Source organism: Streptomyces sp. 71268 (assembly GCF_029392895.1).
Lineage (GTDB): Bacteria > Actinomycetota > Actinomycetes > Streptomycetales > Streptomycetaceae > Streptomyces.
The window spans coordinates 1,204,112-1,220,736 of the sequence record NZ_CP114200.1; the positions used below are offsets into that span (position 1 = coordinate 1,204,112).

Here is a 16,625-nt window from a genome sequence, read left to right on the forward strand (position 1 = left end):
GTGCCCAAACCGCTCATCGGCATCAGCAGCTACCTGGAGGACGACGCGCGCTGGGGCGTGTGGCGCCTGCCCGCCGCGCTGCTGCCGGTCGGGTACCACCAACTCGTACAGCGCGCGGGCGGCCTGGCCGCGCTGCTGCCGCCGGACGGGACGCCGGGCGCGGCCGACGAGGCGGTCGCCCGACTCGACGGCCTGGTGATCGCCGGCGGCCCCGACGTGCGGCCCGCCCGCTACGGGGCCGAGCCCCACCCCATGACGGGCCCGCCCGCGCTGGCCCGCGACGCCTGGGAACTGGCCCTGATCGCGGCGGCCCTCGACCGCGGCCTACCGCTGCTCGGCATCTGCCGGGGCATGCAACTGCTCAACGTCCTCCAGGGCGGCACCCTGCACCAACACCTGCCGGACGTGGTCGGCCACCCGGACCACGCCGGCCCACCCGGAGTCTTCGCCCACCACGAGGTCACCCCCGTCCCGGGCACCCTCACCGCCCGCCTGCTGCCCACCCCCGTGAGCGTGCCGACCTACCACCACCAGGCGGTGGACCGCGTCGCCCCCGCCCTCACCCCCTCGGCCCACGCCCCCGACGGCACCGTGGAAGCCCTGGAGTTCACCGAACCGCGCCCCTTCGCCCTGGCCGTCCAGTGGCACCCGGAGGCGGGCGACGACGACCGGCTCATGCGGGCGTTGGTGCGGGCGGCGGGTGGGGAGGTGGAGGGCGAGTCGGCACGGGTGGGGTAGCCGTCGCCTGCCGGTCGGCCGGCAACCTGGAGGCTGCTCCGCGACGGCCCGCCAGATGCAGGGACACTGCCCCATGTGTGTACCGACCCCGCTGGCTACCGTGACCGCCATGCGAAACACCGACCATCCGAGGAAGTGGCTGGCGTAGGCGCGTACCTGGACGAGCATCGCCGACCCGCGCCGCTGACCACACCGCCCACCGGACCACCACTCCGCCCCAGCACCACCCACCCCGCTACCCACCCCGCCGCGTCAGGCCCAGCAACTCCCGCGCCGGGCCGGCGGGGCGTTGGCCGGTCGGCCAGACGGCGCGCAGTTCGCGGCGCAGGGGTGCTCCGTCGACCGGGATCTCCACCAGGCGGTGCGCCGACAGTTCGTCGCCCACCGCGAGTTCGCTCAGGACGGCGGGGCCGGCGCCGCTGACGGCGGCGGACTTGACCGCGGTGGTGGAGGCCAGTTCGAGCAGCGGGTCGGCGAGGCCGCCGTGCGCGCGCAGAGCCGCGTCCAGCACCTGTCGGGTGCCGGAGCCGCGTTCGCGCAGGATGAGTGGGGTGGCCGCGAGTTCGGCCGCCGGGACCGGGGCGCGGCGCCGCGCCCAGGGGTGGGCGGGGGCGGTGACGACCACGAGCCGGTCCCGGCCGATGACCGCCCCGTCCAGTCCGGCCGGCGCCCCCGTACCCTCTACGAAGCCCAGGTCGGCCTCGCCGTCCTGGAGTCGGCGGGCGACCACGGCCGAGTTGCCCGCGAACAGCGACACCGCGGTCCCGGGCCGGCTGGCGCGCAGCGCGATCAGCCAGCCGGGCAGCAGGTACTCGGCGATGGTCATGCTCGCCGCGACCCGCAGCCGCGAGTCGCGGCGGTCGCGCAGCGCGTGCGCGCCCGCGTCGAACGCCTCGGCCGCCTCGACGACGCGCCGCGCCCACTCGGTCACCAGCGTCCCGGCGTCGGTCAGCCGCGAGCCGCGCGGCGAGCGCTCCACCAGGGTGACCCCGAGTTGCCGCTCCATGGCCCTGATCCGGCCGCTGGCCGCGGGCTGGCTGATGCCGGTCTCCCGCGCGGCGCGCCCCAGGCTGCCGAGCCGGGCGACGGCGAGCAGTAGTTCCAGGGCGCCGAGGTCGGGCACCCGGTGGGCGAGCGGCGCCCGCGGGGCGTCCGCTCCCCCGCTCACGCTGTTCTCGTCCGCCTCGCTCATAATCTCAGCTTATGTCCTCATAGCCACAAGGGTCCTGGTCAGCGCGGTGCGGGCGGGGCACGGTGGGGGCATGGTCACCCTCGCTCCCGCGGGCCCGCGCCCGCTCGTCGCCGACCGGATCAGCGTGCGCCCGCTCGGGCCGAACTGGTACGCCACCGTCATGGGCACCGCCATCGTGGCCACGGCCGGTGTCGCCCTGCCGGCCCACGTGCCGGGGGCGCGCGCGGCGTGCGGCGCGGTGTGGGCGCTGTCGGTGCTGCTCCTGGTGGCGTTGCTGGTCGCGCGCGCCGTGCACTGGGCCCGCCACGCCGACCGGGCCCGGGCGCACCTGCTCGACCCGGCCGTCGCCCCCTTCTACGGGTGTCTGGCGATGGCGCTGCTCGCGGTCGGCGCGGGCACCCTCGCGGTCGGCCGGGACCTCGTCGGCACGGGGGCCGCCGTCGTGGTGGCCGGAGCGCTGTGGGTGGTGGGCACGGCCGTCGGCCTGCTGGCCGCGGCGGGCATTCCGTACCTGTTGATCACCCGGCACCGCATCGGCCCGCGCGACGCCTCGCCGGTGTGGCTGCTGCCGGTGGTCGCGCCGATGGTGTCCGCCGCCACCGGCCCGCCGCTCGCCTCGCACCTGCCCGCCGGCCAGTGGCGGGCCGCGCTGCTGCTGGTCTGCTCCGCGCAGTTCGGGCTGAGCCTGCTGGCCACGCTGGTACTGCTGCCGGCCATCGTCGCCGGCCTGCTGCGGTACGGGCCGCCGACCCCCGCGCTCACGCCCACGCTGTTCCTGGTGCTCGGGCCGCTGGGCCAGTCCACGACCGCCGTGACCAACCTGGCCGACGCCGCGCCCGCCGCCCTGCGCGCCGATCACGCGAGCGCGCTGGCCGGCTTCGCGCCGCTGTACGGGGTGCCGGTGATGGGCTTCGCGCTGTGGTGGCTGGCGCTGGCCGGGGCGCTGGTGGTGCGGGCCGCGCGGCGCGGCATGCCGTTCGCGATGACCTGGTGGGCGTTCACCTTCCCCGTCGGCACCTGCGTGACCGGCGCCGCCGGGCTGGCCCGGCACACGGAGCTGGCGGCGCTGCGGTGGCTGGCGGTCGGGCTGTACGGGGTGCTCGTCGCGGCCTGGGCGGTGGCGCTGGTGCGCACCGCGCGCGGCGTGATCAGCGGCGCCCTGCTGCCGCCCGAGCCGACCACGGCCCCGGCCCCAGCCCCGGTCGCCACTCCGCCCGTGGCGCCGGCTCTGTCCCCGTCCCCGGCTCGGGCCCGGCTCTGAGTCTCGTACTAAGCCTTGTACCAAGCCTCAAGGGCCGGGATCAGCCGAGCCGGCGACCCGGCCGCGCCCGCGTGCCCCGCCGCGCCCCTGCGCGGGACCCCGCTGGGCGGCCGGCGGTTCAGCGGGCCCGCCGCAGCGCGTCGGCCAGTACCGTCGGGGCGGCCACCAACGACGGCCCGTACCAGGTGAGATGGCGCCCGCTGACCAGCGCGGCGGGCAGGTCGGGGAACGCCTCGGGCCCGTCGTCCGCGGTGAAGCGGTACGGCTCGTCGGGCAGCACCACCAGGTCGGCGCCGCTGGCCCGCAACTCCTCCAGCGGGACGCGGGGGTAGCGCTCGGCGTGGTCGGCGTACACCTGGTGGACGCCGAGGCGCGCTAGCAGGTCACCGGCGAAGGTGTCGCGGCCGAGCACCATCCAGGGCCGGCGCCACACCGGCACCACGGCACTGCGCCGCTGGCCAGCGGCGTCCGCGGCCACCTGGCGCCAGGCGCGCTCGGCCGCGTCGAGCCAGTCGGGCCTGGCCAGCCCGCAGCCGTCCACGAGCACCCGGTGCAGTTCGCTGAACGCCTGCTCCAGGTCGCGCACTTCGGTGACCCAGACGTCGAGCCCGGCGGCGCGCAGGGCGGCCAGGTCCGGTTCGCGGTTCTCCTCCTCGTTGGCGATGACCAGGTCGGGGGCGAGGGCCGCGATGCGCGCGGTGTCCGGGTTCTTGGTGCCGCCGACGCGCTCGACCACGAGGTCGGTCGGGTGGCTGCACCAGTCGGTGGCGCCGACGAGCAGCCCGGGGGCGGTGGTCGCCACCGCCTCGGTGAGCGAGGGCACGAGGGAGACCACCCGCCGGACGGCCGGGCGGCGGGTGGGGCGGTGGGGACGGTCGGTGCGGTCGGGGCCTTCGGGTCGGCTGGGTCCAGGCATGTGCCCCACCGTACGGCGCCGCCGTGGCCCGGAGGATTCCGGACCACGGCGGCGTGCGGAGGCCCCGCGGCTGCGGCACGGGGCGACCACGCGCGATGCGCGGGCGCCTCGTGCCGCCTCGTGAGCGGCCGTGCCGCGGGGCGGGTCAGCGGGCGGTTACCTCACCGGCGCCATCTTGTCGACGATTCCGGGGTGGGCGTCCATCCATTTCTGTACGCCCTCCTCGACCTTGCCCTTGCCGGCGTCCTGAATGGACGCCTCAAGGCCGGCGAGTTCCTTCTCGGTCATGTGCCATTCCTTCAACCACCCGTAGAACTCCGGATATTTCTTCGGGAAGGACTTGTGCCCGAGCGAACGGATCTCGTTGTTCTCGCCGAACGCCTTCTTCGGGTCGGCGAGCTTGGTCAGCTCGTACTTGCTGTAGGCCCAGTGCGGGGTCCACAGCACGGCGATGATCGGCTCACGCTTCTTGTACGAGCGCTCCAGTTCGGCCAGCATCGCGGGCGATCCGGCGCTGGTGACCTCGTACTCGCCGTCCAGGCCGTACGCCGGCAGCACCTTGTCCTTGAGCAGCTTCATCTGGCCGGTGCCCGGCTCGATTCCGACGATCTTGCCCTTGAACCTGTCGCCCTTGCCCTTGAGGTCCGCGAGGGACTTCACGTCCTTGACGTAGGAGGGCACCGCCAGTTCGAGCGAGGTCTTGTCGTACCAGGCGCCGATATCGACGAGGTTGTGCTTGTACTTGTCCCAGTACTGCTTCTGGGCCACCGGTAGCCAGCCGTCGAATTCGACGTCGATCTGGCCGGCCGCCATTCCCGTGAACATCGAGCCGACGTCGTACTGCTTGATCGACGGCTTGTAGCCGCGGCGTTCCAGGACGTTCTTCCACAGGTAGGTGGTGGCGATGTCCTCGTCCCACGGGAAGTAGCCGATGCGCGGCGCGGCGCCCGCCTGCTTGCCCTTGGCCTCGGCGCCGGCGACCGGGGCGATCTTGTCGATCATGCCCGGGTTCTTCTCCAGCCAGGCGCGCACGCCCTGCTGCTGGTTGCCCTTGCCGGCGTCCTGGATCGCCTGCTCCAACGTGGTGAGCTGCTTCTCGTCGAGCTTGAAGCCCTTCATCCACTCGGCGACCCGCGGCTCCTTCTGCGCGAAGCCCTTGCGCGCCAGCATGTGCAGGCGGTCACCAGCACCGAACGCGCCCTTGGTGTCCTTCAGCTTGGTCAGGTCGTACTTGCTGTACGCCCAGTGCGGCGACCAGAGGGTGACCGCGACCGGCTCCCGCTTGGCGTAGGAGCGCTCCAGTTGGGAGAGCATGCCGGCGGTGGAGCCGCTGACGAGCTTGTACTCCTTGTCCAGCCCGTAGCCGGGCAGCACCTTGTCCTTCATCAGCTTCATCTCGCCCGCGCCGGGCTCGATGCCGATGATCTTGCCCTTGAAGGTGCTCCCCTTGCCCTTGAGGTCCTCAAGGGTCTCCACGCCCTTGACGTACGAGGGGACGGCGACCTCAAGCGACGTCGGCCCGTACCACGAGCCGAGGTCGTCCAGCTTGTCGCGGTAGTTCTTCCAGTACGACTCGTGGGTGACCGGCAGCCAGGAGTTGGTCTGCACGTCGATGTCGCCCGCGGCCATGCCGGTGTAGAGCGCGCCGACCTCGTACGACTGCACCTTGGGCTTGAAGCCGCGCTGTTCGAGGACTTCCTTCCACAGGTAGGTGGAGGCGACGCCCTCGTCCCAGTTGATGTAGCCGATGTTCAGCGAGCGGCCCTTGCCGACGTCGGCGGTGACCTCGGGGCCCTTCTCGTCCTCGCCGAAGACGTTCATGCCGCCCGCGACGAGCGCGAGCACCACGACGCCGACCGTGGCGAGCGAGGTCGCCGGCCGCCACTGGAGGACCTTGAGACCGCTGGTGGCCGCGGCGTTGCGCTTGGCGATGGCGCGGCGCCCCAGCGGCGAGACCCGCTCGCCGAGCGCACCGGTCATGCGGTCCAGGTACATCGCGAGGATGACCACCGCGAGGCCGCCCTCGAAGCCGAGGGCCACGTCCACGGAGCTGATCGCCTCGAAGACCGAGGAGCCGAGCCCGCCGCCGCCGACCATGCCGGAGATGACGACCATGGACAGGGCCAGCATGATGGCCTGGTTGACGCCGGCCATGATGGTGGGCAGCGCCAACGGGAGCTGTACGCGCACCAGGGTGCGGCGCGGGCTGGTGCCGAACGCCTCGGCGGCCTCGACCAGTTCCTCGTCCACCTGTCGGATGCCCAGCTCGGTCATCCGCACGCTGGGCGGCATCGCGAAGACGACGGTGGCGATGGCTCCGGGAACCACGCCCACGCCGAAGAAGAAGATGCCCGGGATCAGGTAGACGAAGGCGGGCATCGTCTGCATGAAGTCGAGGACGGGCCGCAGCACCGTGCTGACCGTGCGGCTGCGCGCGGCCCAGATGCCGAGCGGGACCGCCATCACGATGGTGATGAAGCCGGCGACCAGCACCAGCGACAGGGTCTCCATCGCCTCGTCCCACTGCTGGATCGAGTCGATGAGGGCGAAGCCCGCGAAGGCCACCACGCCCGCGACCAGTCCGCGCAGCCACCAGGCGATGACCGCCAGGATGCCCGCGAAGAGCAGCGGCTCGGGCGCGGAGAGGACGTCGTGCACGCCCTCGTACATGCCGTCGACGACCTTGGCGATGAAGTCGAAGAGCCAGTCGAGGTTCTCCCTGAGCCAGGTGATCCCCGAGTCGATCCACTTGCCGATGTCGAGCCTAGGCACCCGCGGTCACCTTGCCCTCGGCCGTGCCGTTGCCCGTGGAGCCGTTCGCGGCGTCCTTGTTCACGTCACCCTTGCCCGTGTCGCTCCTGGCGCTCTTGGCGCCGTTGTCGTTCTTGTCCGCGGCGTCCTGGCCCGCGGCGTCCTCGCCCGGGCGTGGGCCCGGTGGCGCGGCGGTGGGCTCGGCGGTCTGGGTGGGCTCGCCGAGCACGGCCAGCAGCCGGGCGGCCGGCACGAGCCCGATCAGCTCGCCCGCCTCGTCCACCACGGCGACCGGCTCGGAGCTGGCCGAGCAGGGCGCGAACAGCTCGATGATCGGGGTGTCGGCCAGCACGGTGGCCGGCGCGGCGGCCAGCACCTCGCGCGCGGTGCGCGGCGCGGAGCCGTCCGTGGTGGCGAGCGCGCTGGCGGGATCGGCCATGATGGCGCCCGCGGTGAGCACCCGGGAGCGGTCCACGTCCTGGGTGAAGGAGGCCACGTAGTCGTTGGCCGGGGTGACCAGGATGTCCTGCGCGTTGCCGATCTGGACGATCCGGCCGTCGCGCATCACGGCGATCTGGTCACCGAGCCGCATGGCCTCGTTGAGGTCGTGGGTGATGAAGACGATGGTCTTCTTGAGCCGCTTCTGCAGTTCCAGGAGCTGGTCCTGCATGTCGCGCCGGATCAGCGGGTCGAGCGCGCTGAACGACTCGTCCATCAGGAGCAGGTCGGCGTCGGTGGCCAGCGCGCGGGCCAGGCCCACGCGCTGCTGCATGCCGCCGGACAGCTCGTCGGGCCAGGAGTCCTCCCAGCCGGCGAGGCCGGCCAGCTCCAGGGCCTCCTTGGCGCGGGCCTCGCGGTCGGCACGCGGTATGCCCTGCACCTCGAGCCCGTAGGCCGCGTTCTCCAGCACGCTGCGGTGCGGGAAGAGCGCGAAGTGCTGGAAGACCATGCTGATCTTCCGCGAGCGCACCTCGCGCAGTTCGCGCGCGCTCAACCGGGTCAGGTCCGTGCCGTCGTAGAGCACCTGCCCCGCGGTCGGCTCAAGGAGTCCGTTCAACATGCGCAGCAGGGTCGACTTGCCCGATCCGGACAGCCCCATGACAACGAAGATCTGGCCCGCCTCGACGGCGAACGACGCGTCGATAACGGCCGCCGTCGTCCCCTGGGAGCGCAGCTCGTCGCGGCTGGCGCCCCCTTCCAGGGCGGTTACGGCCGCCTTCGGTCGCCTACCGAAGACCTTGTACAAGTGCTCGGCTCGCAGCCTGGACACATACACCTCTCGGGTCGAACTCAAGAAACGACCCAGCCCCCGGTGGGGGCTTCCCGCCGGGGGCGAGAGACAGGTCGTGGAGCGGGCGGTTTCGGCCCGCCTGACCACGTGCCCAATGCAATAGTTGAATGCGCTACAGGGTCCGCTCCGGGTCGGCGCCTGCCCCGAACGTCCCCGAGCAAACTCTTTGTGTCCCACCTCACAAGCGCCGCGCGTCGGACGCGTACGGCATGATCGGGCCGTGACCCGACGTCTGATGCTCCTCGACACCGCCTCCCTGTACTTCCGCGCCTACTTCGGCGTACCTGACTCGGTCCGCGCCCCGGACGGCACCCCGGTCAACGCCGTGCGCGGCCTCCTCGACTTCATCGCCCGCCTGGTGGACGACCACCGCCCGGACGACCTGGTCGCCTGCATGGACGCCGACTGGCGACCCCAGTGGCGGGTCGACCTCATCCCCTCGTACAAGGCGCACCGGGTCGCCGACGAGCCGGCCGCCCCGCAGGGCGAGCACGCGCCGCACTCGGGCGACTACGAGGAAGAGGTCCCCGACACCCTCGCGCCGCAGGTGCCGGTGATCGAGGAGGTGCTGGACGCCATCGGCATCGCCCGGGTCGGCGTGGCCGGCTACGAGGCGGACGACGTGATCGGCACCCTCGCCACGCGCGCGAGCGGCCCGGTGGACATCGTCACCGGCGACCGCGACCTGTACCAGCTCGTCAGCGACGAGCGGCGGGCCCGCGTGCTCTACCCGCTCAAGGGCGTGGGCACGCTCCAGGCCGTGGACGAGGCGTGGCTGCGCGGGAAGTACGGCGTGGACGGCTCCGGCTACGCGGACCTGGCCCTGCTGCGCGGCGACCCCAGCGACGGCCTGCCGGGCGTGTCCGGCATCGGCGAGAAGACGGCCGCCAAGCTGCTGGCCACCTACGGCGACCTGGCCAGCATCACGGCCGCCGTGGCCGACCCGACGTCCAGGCTCACCCCCACCCAGCGCAGGCGGCTGACCGAGGCCGCCGACTACCTCGCCGTCGCGCCGCGCGTGGTCCGGGTCGCCACCGACGTGCCGCTGCCGGCCCACGACCCGGCGCTGCCCACCGCACCGCGCCACCCCGCCGCGCTGGACGCGCTGGCCGAGCGCTGGGGCCTGGGCACCTCGCTGAACAGGGTGCTCGCCATTCTCGCGAGGTAAGCTGTTAGGTTAGGTAAACCTAACTTCCCTTTCCCAGGAGGCATCGTGACAGAGCGTCCGGCCCGCAAGCAGCCGCAGCTCCACCGGGGACAGGTGATCCGCACCGAGCGGCTCACCCCCCACATGGTGCGCGTGGTGCTCGGCGGCGCGGGGCTGGCGAACTTCAGCGCGGGCGAGTGGAGCGATCACTACGTCAAGCTGCTGTTCCCGATCGAGGGCGTGGACTACCCCAAGCCCTTCGACATCCAGCAGATCCGCGCCGACATGCCGCGCCACCAGTGGCCGGTGACCCGCACCTACACGGTGCGCACCTGGGACCCGGTCAGCCGCGAGCTGGCGATCGACTTCGTGGTGCACGGCGACGAGGGCGTGGCCGGGCCGTGGGCCACCAGCGTCAAGGCGGGCGAGGAGATCTCCTTCCTCGGCCCCGGCGGCGCGTACGCCCCGGCCCCCGACGCCGACTGGCACCTGATCGCCGGCGACGAGAGCGCGCTGCCCGCCATCGCCGCCTCCCTGGAGCGGCTGGCGGCCAGCGAGCACCCGGCGCCGGCACACGTGTTCATCGAGGTGGCGGACGAGGCCGAGCGCCAGCCGCTGGCCGAGGTGCCGGGCGCCACCGTGCACTGGCTCCACCGCGACGGCGCCCGCGTCGGCGCCAAGCTGACCCAGGCGGTCCGCGACCTCGCCTTCCCGCCCGGTGACCCGCACGCCTTCGTGCACGGCGAGGCGGGCTTCGTGAAGGAGCTGCGCCGCCAACTGCGCGTCGAGCACCAGATCCCGCGCGAGCGACTGTCCACCTCCGGCTACTGGCGCCTGGGCCACAACGAGGACGGCTGGCAGGCGGCCAAGCAGGAGTGGAACCAGCAGGTGGAGGCGGAGCAGGAGCGCGGGCAGGCCGACGCCTGAGCCCACGCCCTCGGTGCCCGGTACGACCCGGTCTCCGTCCAGGGTGGTACGGGAGACGGCCGGCCACGGCCCGCGAAAGCGCCCGGCGCGCCGCGCCCCGTCGGGGGGCGGCGCGCCGGGCGCACGTGGCGGGGCTGACGGCACACCGGCCCGGCCGGGCCAGGCGGCCGGAGGGCCGGGCGGGCGCCGGGCCCGCCGGCTCAGCCCACCGACGAGTAGGCCACGACCCCGCGCCGCAGGCCGTCCACGGCCCTGCGCGCGTTGCGCGCCACGGTGCCCTCCGGCGGGGCGGCCACGGCGATCTGCCCCAGCACGTCGATGAGCTGCTTGCACCAGCGCACGAAGTCGCCGGCCGGCATCTCCACCTCGCGCAGCACGTCGTCGAGCCCGTGCCCGGAGGCCCAGCGGTAGGCCGCCCAGGCGAAGCCGAGGTCCGGCTCGCGCTGGCCGACGCCCTCCGCCTGGTTGATCCGGTGGTCCTCCTCCAGCGCGTCGAGCCGCCCCCAGATCCGCACCATCTCGGTGAGCGCCTGCTTCGACGCCCCGGTGGGCAGCTTGGGCGCCACCGCGTCGTCCGCCGCCCGCGCCTCGTAGACCAGCGCCGACGCGCACGCCGCCAGCTCGGCCGGCTTCAGGCCCTCCCAGACCCCGTCCCGCAGGCACTCGCTGGCCAGCAGGTCCAGCTCGCCGTAGAGCCGCGCCAGCCGCTTGCCGTCCTCGGTGACCTCGTCGCCCTGGAGGTAGCCCAGCTCGGCCAGCAGGGCACAGATCCGGTCGAAGGTGCGCGCGATGGTGTTCGTACGCCCCTCGATGCGCCGCTCAAGCTGCCGGGTGTCCCGCCGCAGCCGGTGGTACCGCTCGGCCCACCGGGCGTGGTCCTCGCGCTCCGCGCAACCGTGGCAGGGGTGGGCCCGGATCTCCGCGCGCAGCCTGCTGATCTCGGTGTCGTCGGCCGCGGCCGAACGCTCCTTGCGACGGCGGTGCGGCTCGTGGTGACCGGCCTTGGTACGCAGCGCGGAGGCCAGATCGCGACGCGACTGCGGGCTGCGCGCGTTGAACGACTTGGGAATGCGCATCCGCTCAAGCGGCTCCACCGGGACCGGGAAGTCCATCGCCGCCAGCCGCTTGACCTGCCGCTCCGCGGTGAGCACCAGCGGGCGCGGCCCGTCGTGGTACTCGAAGCCGCCACGGTGCCCGCCCGCGCGCCCGGCGGGCAGCCCGGGGTCGAGCACCAGGGCGAGCCCGGCGTACTTCCCGGCCGGCACCTGGATCACGTCGCCCGGCTTGAGCTTCTCCAGCGCCGTGGCCGCAGCCGCCCGGCGCTGCGCCGCGCCCTGCTTGGCCAGCTCCGTCTCCCGGTCGCTCAGCTGGCGCCGCAGCCGCGAGTACTCCTCGAAGTCGCCGAGGTGGCAGGTCATCGACGCCCGGTAGCCCTCCAGGCCCTCCTCGTTGCGCTGCACCTGCCGCGAGATGCCGACGACTGCCTTGTCCGCCTGGAACTGCGCGAACGAGGTCTCCAGGAGTTCGCGCGAGCGGTGCCGCCCGAACTGAGAGACCAGGTTGACGGCCATGTTGTACGAGGGGCGGAAGGAGGAGCGCAGCGGGTAGGTGCGGGTACCCGCGAGGCCGGCGAGCGCCGCCGGGTCCATCGCGCGCTGCCACAGCACCACCGCGTGGCCCTCGACATCGATGCCGCGCCGCCCCGCGCGGCCGGTGAGCTGCGTGTACTCGCCCGGGGTGATGTCGGCGTGCTGCTCGCCGTTCCACTTGACCAGCTTCTCGAGGACCACCGACCGCGCCGGCATGTTGATGCCGAGCGCCAGCGTCTCGGTCGCGAACACCGCCTTGACCAGGCCCTTGACGAAGAGTTCCTCGACGACCTCCTTGAAGGTCGGCAGCATCCCCGCGTGGTGGGCGGCGATCCCCCGCTCCAGGCCCTCAAGCCACTCGTAGTAGCCCAGTACATGTAGGTCCTCGTCCGGGATCGACGCGGTGCGCTCCTCGACGATGGTCCGCACCCGGGTGCGCGCCGCGTCGTCGTTCAGCCGCAGCCCCGCGAACAGGCACTGCTGGACGGCCGCCTCGCAGCCCGCGCGGCTGAAGATGAACGTGATGGCCGGGAGCAGCCCCTCCGAGTCCAGCCGGTCGATCACCTCGGGTCTGCTCGGGGTCCAGATCCGGCTGCGCTGGCGGCGCTCCCGCTCCCGGTCGGCCTCCCGCATCGAGCGGCCGCGCCGCTTGTCCCCGCCGAAGCTGGGGCGGCTGTTCTCCATCCGGGCCAGCCGCACCAGGTCGGGGTTGACCTCGCGGCGGCCGGTGCCGGGCTGGCCCTCGGGGCTGTCCTTCTCCTCGAAGAGGTCGTATATCCGCCGGCCGGCGAGCACGTGCTGCCACAGCGGGACCGGCCGGTGCTCGGAGACGATCACCTCGGTGTCGCCGCGCACCGTGTCCAGCCAGTCACCGAACTCCTCGGCGTTGGAGACCGTCGCGGAGAGCGAGACCAGCGTCACCGACTCCGGCAGGTGGATGATGACCTCCTCCCAGACGGCGCCCCGGAACCGGTCGGAGAGGTAGTGCACCTCGTCCATCACGACGTATCCGAGGCCGTCGAGGGAGCGGGAGCCCGCGTAGAGCATGTTGCGCAGCACCTCGGTGGTCATCACGACCACCGGCGCCTCGGAGTTCACGCTGTTGTCGCCGGTCAGCAGGCCGACCTTCTCGGCGCCGTAGCGCTCCACGAGGTCGCTGTACTTCTGGTTCGACAGCGCTTTGATGGGCGTGGTGTAGAAACACTTGCGGCCCCGGGTGAGGGCCAGGTGGACGGCGAACTCGCCCACGATCGTCTTACCGGAGCCGGTGGGGGCGGCGACCAGCACGCCCTTGCCTGCTTCGAGTGCCTGGCACGCCTCGATCTGGAACGGATCGAGGCCGAATTCGTACATCTCGCGGAACGGAGCGAGAGCCGTGGCCTGGTCGGCCGCCCGGAGGCGGGCCTGGGCGTATCGCTCGGCGGGAGATAGCTCGTCGGTCATCGTACGTACGAGCCTACCGGCCACCTCTGACAACGCACTCGATCTTTACCAGCACCTGGGACGCGACCGACCAGGCCACAGCGCCGCCGCCCCCTCCGGCCCGCTCCCGCCCGAGGGCGCCGGAGTCAGCCGCCCAGCAGCCGCACGGCGCCCGGCACGCTCACGGCCGTCAGCGGCAGCGGCCCCAGCGGCTCCCCGTCGGCGTAGCCGGTGAGCCCGGGCGCCGCCAGCGAGACCTTCGCCGCGCGGTACGTGGTCACCGTCGGGTGGCTGAGATGCGTGCCCCGGTAGACCCGCGGGAAGACCCGCAGCAGCGTCCCACGGGTGCACGGCCCGACGACCGTGATGTCGAAGAGCCCGTCGTCCAGCCGGGCGCCGTCGCATATCCGCATCCCGCCGCCGTACGAGGTCCCGTTGCCGACCGCGATCAGCGTCGCCTCGATCTCCCGCTCGGGCCCGTCGTCAAGCCGCAGCCGGTACGGGAAGGTCCGCAGTCCGGCCAGTTCCGCGACCATCGCCAGGTCGTACCGGAAGCGGCCGCTCGGCCAGCGCATCCGGTTGCCACGGTCGTTGACCCGGGAGTCGAAGCCGGAGGCGAGGACGGTGCCGAAGTACGTCTCGCCGACCAGCCCCACGTCCACCGGCCGCCCACCGTCGGACTTGAGCGAGGCCGCGATCAGGCGGGCCGCGGCGCCGGCATCGCGCACCGGCAACCCGGTGGCCTGCGCGAAGTCGTTTCCGGTCCCCACCGCCACCACGCCCAGCGGGGTGCCGGTGCCGGCCACCGCCCGGAGCGCCAGCGAGATCATGCCGTCGCCGCCGACCGCCACCAGCGCCCCCGTGCCGCCCGCGACCGCCGCGCGGGCCCGGCTCAGCGCGTCAGCGGCGTCGGCGCCCAGCACCGTCCGCACGCGGAACCCCGCGTCGCGGAGCACCCGCGCGGCCGGCTGCGCGGCCCGCGCGCCACGGCCGCGGCCCGCCGTTGGATTGACGAAGAGAGTGATGTCGCTGGTCACGCACGGAATCTACCGGCTCAGGTGAAGTCGTCGTAGCCGCTGCGCCGGCCCGAGTCCGTGCCGCCGCGCTCGTCGCCCGTCGGGCCGCCGGCCGAGACCGTCTCCGCGTCGTCGACCGCCTCGGGGACGTGGCTCTGCGACGCTTCGTCGTCATCGACGCCGAAGTCGGGATCGTTGGCCCGCTGCTTGGCCTTGCGCCGGTCGTTGATGAGCGAGACGCCCACCGCGATGAAGTACAGCAGTGTGACGGGCCCCGCGAGGGCGAACATGCCCACCGGGTCAGTGCTCGGCGTCGCCAGCGCTCCGAACACGGTGATGCCCATGATCATGCCGCGCCACCAGCCGAGCATCCGGCGCCCGGTGACCACGCCACCGAAGTTGAGCAGCACCAGGACCAGCGGCAGCTCGAAGGCGAGGCCGAAGACGACGACCATGCGGGTCAGCAGGTCGATGAAGTCGTCCAACGGCAACAGGTTGTCCGCGCCGTCCGGGGTGAAGTCAAGCAGCACCTCGGCGGTCGTGGGCAGGATCGCGTACGCGAAGAAGCCGCCGCCCACGAAGAGCGGCACGCCGGCGGCCACGAAGGCCATCGAGTACTTCTTCTCCTGCTTGTGCAGGCCGGGCGCGAGAAACGCCCAGAGCTGGTACAGCCAGATCGGCGTGGCCAGCACCAGGCCGGTCATGAAGGAGACCTTGAGCATGATCGTGAACGGCGACAAAAGGCCGTTCACGGTGAAGTAAGCGCACTTCTGGTCGCCGTCCTTGGCGGCCTCCAGATCGGAGACGGAAAGCCCGCCACAACCGACCGAGTCCAAAACCGGCTTCATCAGGAAGTCGACGATGTCCTTGTAATAGAACAGCGCGACGGCCGTCACCAGACAGATCGCCAGGACCGCCTTGAGGAGCCTGTTGCGCAACTCACGCAGGTGCTCCGCGAGGGGCATCCGCCCCTCGGGGTCCTTCTCCTTCTTGCGGGCAGGCTTGAGCAACCCACGTCCTCATCTCGTGCGGCAGACGACGGCCGTCGGCCGTCGCCTCAGTCGGCCCTGGATCTAGCGCTTTGTCGTGTGGTCGCTCGGCTCGTTCACCGGGCGGGAGCTGCTCACGTCGCCCGGCGCCGCCTGGATGGTGCGGTGCCCACCGGCCTGATCGGCGGTGTCCTCGGGGTGCGCCGGCTCGGCCGGGGCGGGCTGCTTGCCCTCCGACTTCATCGCCTTGGCCTCGCTCTTGAGGATGCGCGCGGACTTGCCGAGCGAACGCGCCATGTCCGGAAGCTTCTTCGCGCCAAAGAGCAGAATGACGACGACAAGAATGAGGATGATCTCGGGGGCACCGATCTTTCCACCGAACATAAGATTTACCTTCTCACCGAGGCGGCTGGGGTGGCTGTCCGACCGGTCGGACGCGGGAGTCCGGCAGCCGTTGTGGCAGCGATCGTAACGCGGCGGGGTAAACGGGTGGCAATCCCCGGGCGTACTCCCGATTGCGTCCCCGGGCCTCGATACCAGGGCCGCGCCCCTCAGCGTACCGTTCGTTTGTTCCCCAGAGCAGAGCGCCTGAACTGCGAGAACGCGGAAGGGGGGCCGGACGGGGTTCAGCGCCGGCGCAGTCCGTCCACCTGAGCGGCGAGCGGGCCGGTGGCGCGTTCCAGGTCCTGCGACGCCCGCGCGATCCGGTCCGAGCTCTCCCCCACCTGCCGCGCCAGCCGCCGCACCTCCCGGTACACCCGCGCCGCGAGGACGGCGAGAACGGCGAGACCGCAGAACGCGAGGGCGATAGCAAGCATGGGCCAGAGCATGGAAGGCAACCTACCGTTCACCCCGCCCGGCCAGGCAACCGCCCGCCGACCCCACCGAACTCCCCTCGCGCCCCCCGAAGGTGACCCGGGTCACGGCACCGCCCCCGCCACGCCGCCCGCCCCGACCGGGGCCCGTCCCGACCGGGGCCCGCTCCGCGACGGCGTGGCCGCGCCGGCGCGGCGCTACACCGCGGAGTGCAGCCGCAGCGTGCTGACACCGCCGCCGGTGAGCAACTCCACGATCCGCTCGCCCGCCGGCTTGCGGACCGCGGTGCCGCAGTCCGGGCAGGTGAAGGAGTAGAAGGTGGTGCGACTGGTGCCGCCGACCACCAACCGCAGGGCATCGGCCGCCAGCTCGAAACTGCCCCGGCACTGCGGGCACCCGGCCTTGAAGATCACTGGGGTGGCTCGCCGCGTCGCCCGCGCCGTCATCTGTGCCCTCCGCTCGCCGTACGTCCACTCCACCGCGCGCGCACCGACCGCGCGCGGCCCGCCGCTCTCGACCGCGCCCGGTCGCGCTCGACACCGGTGGCCCGCGATCCGCTCACCGACCGCC

14 protein-coding genes are annotated in these 16,625 nt (G+C 72.8%); 4 read left to right on the top strand and 10 right to left on the bottom strand.

Annotated elements, in window-relative coordinates:
* Nucleotides 1–738 carry a gamma-glutamyl-gamma-aminobutyrate hydrolase family protein gene (locus OYE22_RS04545; RefSeq protein ID WP_277319202.1) on the top strand — a complete coding sequence of 246 codons (738 nt, stop codon included), beginning with the start codon at nucleotides 1–3 and terminating at the stop codon, nucleotides 736–738.
* Nucleotides 739–973: 235 nt separating this feature from the next.
* Here the strand turns inward: OYE22_RS04545 and OYE22_RS04550 are convergent, their stop codons facing one another.
* On the bottom strand, nucleotides 974–1,930 hold the full coding sequence (locus tag OYE22_RS04550; protein WP_277319203.1) for a LysR family transcriptional regulator: 957 nt from the start codon (nucleotides 1,928–1,930) through the stop codon (nucleotides 974–976).
* Nucleotides 1,931–2,000: 70 nt separating this feature from the next.
* On the opposite strand from OYE22_RS04550, the gene OYE22_RS04555 reads away from it, so the two are divergent.
* Nucleotides 2,001–3,191, top strand: a complete 1,191-nt coding sequence (locus tag OYE22_RS04555) for a TDT family transporter (protein ID WP_277319204.1) — start codon at nucleotides 2,001–2,003, stop codon at nucleotides 3,189–3,191.
* A gap of 118 nt (nucleotides 3,192–3,309) precedes the next feature.
* Here OYE22_RS04555 and OYE22_RS04560 read toward each other — a convergent pair whose 3' ends face one another.
* The 3 genes from OYE22_RS04560 to OYE22_RS04570 all read right to left on the bottom strand — a co-directional run bounded on the left by OYE22_RS04560 (nucleotide 3,310) and on the right by OYE22_RS04570 (nucleotide 8,128).
* Entirely contained in the window at nucleotides 3,310–4,107 is a 798-nt protein-coding gene (locus OYE22_RS04560; RefSeq protein WP_277319205.1) for a helical backbone metal receptor, read from the bottom strand.
* A 156-nt stretch (nucleotides 4,108–4,263) separates the two neighbouring features.
* Complete coding sequence (locus OYE22_RS04565; RefSeq protein ID WP_277319206.1) at nucleotides 4,264–6,879, bottom strand: ABC transporter permease/substrate binding protein; 2,616 nt, start codon at nucleotides 6,877–6,879, stop codon at nucleotides 4,264–4,266.
* Nucleotides 6,872–8,128: a glycine betaine/L-proline ABC transporter ATP-binding protein gene (locus OYE22_RS04570; RefSeq protein ID WP_277319207.1), complete on the bottom strand. Its 1,257-nt coding sequence runs from the start codon at nucleotides 8,126–8,128 to the stop codon at nucleotides 6,872–6,874. Before OYE22_RS04570 ends, OYE22_RS04565 begins: the two co-directional genes overlap by 8 nt.
* Nucleotides 8,129–8,384: 256 nt before the next feature.
* Here OYE22_RS04570 and OYE22_RS04575 point away from each other — a divergent pair, with 256 nt between their 5' ends.
* Both OYE22_RS04575 and OYE22_RS04580 read left to right on the top strand, forming a co-directional pair.
* Nucleotides 8,385–9,317: a 5'-3' exonuclease gene (locus OYE22_RS04575; protein ID WP_277323978.1), complete on the top strand. Its 933-nt coding sequence runs from the start codon at nucleotides 8,385–8,387 to the stop codon at nucleotides 9,315–9,317.
* 45 nt (nucleotides 9,318–9,362) lie between these two features.
* Nucleotides 9,363–10,223 (top strand): siderophore-interacting protein, encoded by an 861-nt coding sequence (locus tag OYE22_RS04580; RefSeq protein WP_277319208.1) that lies wholly within the window; start codon nucleotides 9,363–9,365, stop codon nucleotides 10,221–10,223.
* A 200-nt stretch (nucleotides 10,224–10,423) separates the two neighbouring features.
* On the opposite strand, the gene OYE22_RS04585 is transcribed toward OYE22_RS04580, so the two are convergent.
* The 6 genes from OYE22_RS04585 to OYE22_RS04610 form a co-directional block, all read right to left on the bottom strand.
* Nucleotides 10,424–13,255 (bottom strand): DEAD/DEAH box helicase, encoded by a 2,832-nt coding sequence (locus OYE22_RS04585; protein WP_277319209.1) that lies wholly within the window; start codon nucleotides 13,253–13,255, stop codon nucleotides 10,424–10,426.
* Nucleotides 13,256–13,380: 125 nt separating this feature from the next.
* A complete protein-coding gene (locus tag OYE22_RS04590; protein ID WP_277319210.1) occupies nucleotides 13,381–14,271 on the bottom strand; it encodes a diacylglycerol kinase in 891 nt (296 codons plus the stop codon).
* A 17-nt stretch (nucleotides 14,272–14,288) separates the two neighbouring features.
* Complete coding sequence (gene tatC, locus OYE22_RS04595; protein ID WP_277319211.1) at nucleotides 14,289–15,260, bottom strand: twin-arginine translocase subunit TatC; 972 nt, start codon at nucleotides 15,258–15,260, stop codon at nucleotides 14,289–14,291.
* 63 nt (nucleotides 15,261–15,323) lie between these two features.
* Nucleotides 15,324–15,623 carry a Sec-independent protein translocase subunit TatA gene (gene tatA / locus OYE22_RS04600; RefSeq protein ID WP_176164873.1) on the bottom strand — a complete coding sequence of 100 codons (300 nt, stop codon included), beginning with the start codon at nucleotides 15,621–15,623 and terminating at the stop codon, nucleotides 15,324–15,326.
* A gap of 242 nt (nucleotides 15,624–15,865) precedes the next feature.
* Complete coding sequence (locus tag OYE22_RS04605; RefSeq protein ID WP_176164872.1) at nucleotides 15,866–16,069, bottom strand: hypothetical protein; 204 nt, start codon at nucleotides 16,067–16,069, stop codon at nucleotides 15,866–15,868.
* A 183-nt stretch (nucleotides 16,070–16,252) separates the two neighbouring features.
* A complete protein-coding gene (locus tag OYE22_RS04610) occupies nucleotides 16,253–16,501 on the bottom strand; it encodes a hypothetical protein (protein WP_277319212.1) in 249 nt (82 codons plus the stop codon).
* Nucleotides 16,502–16,625 lie beyond the last annotated feature (124 nt).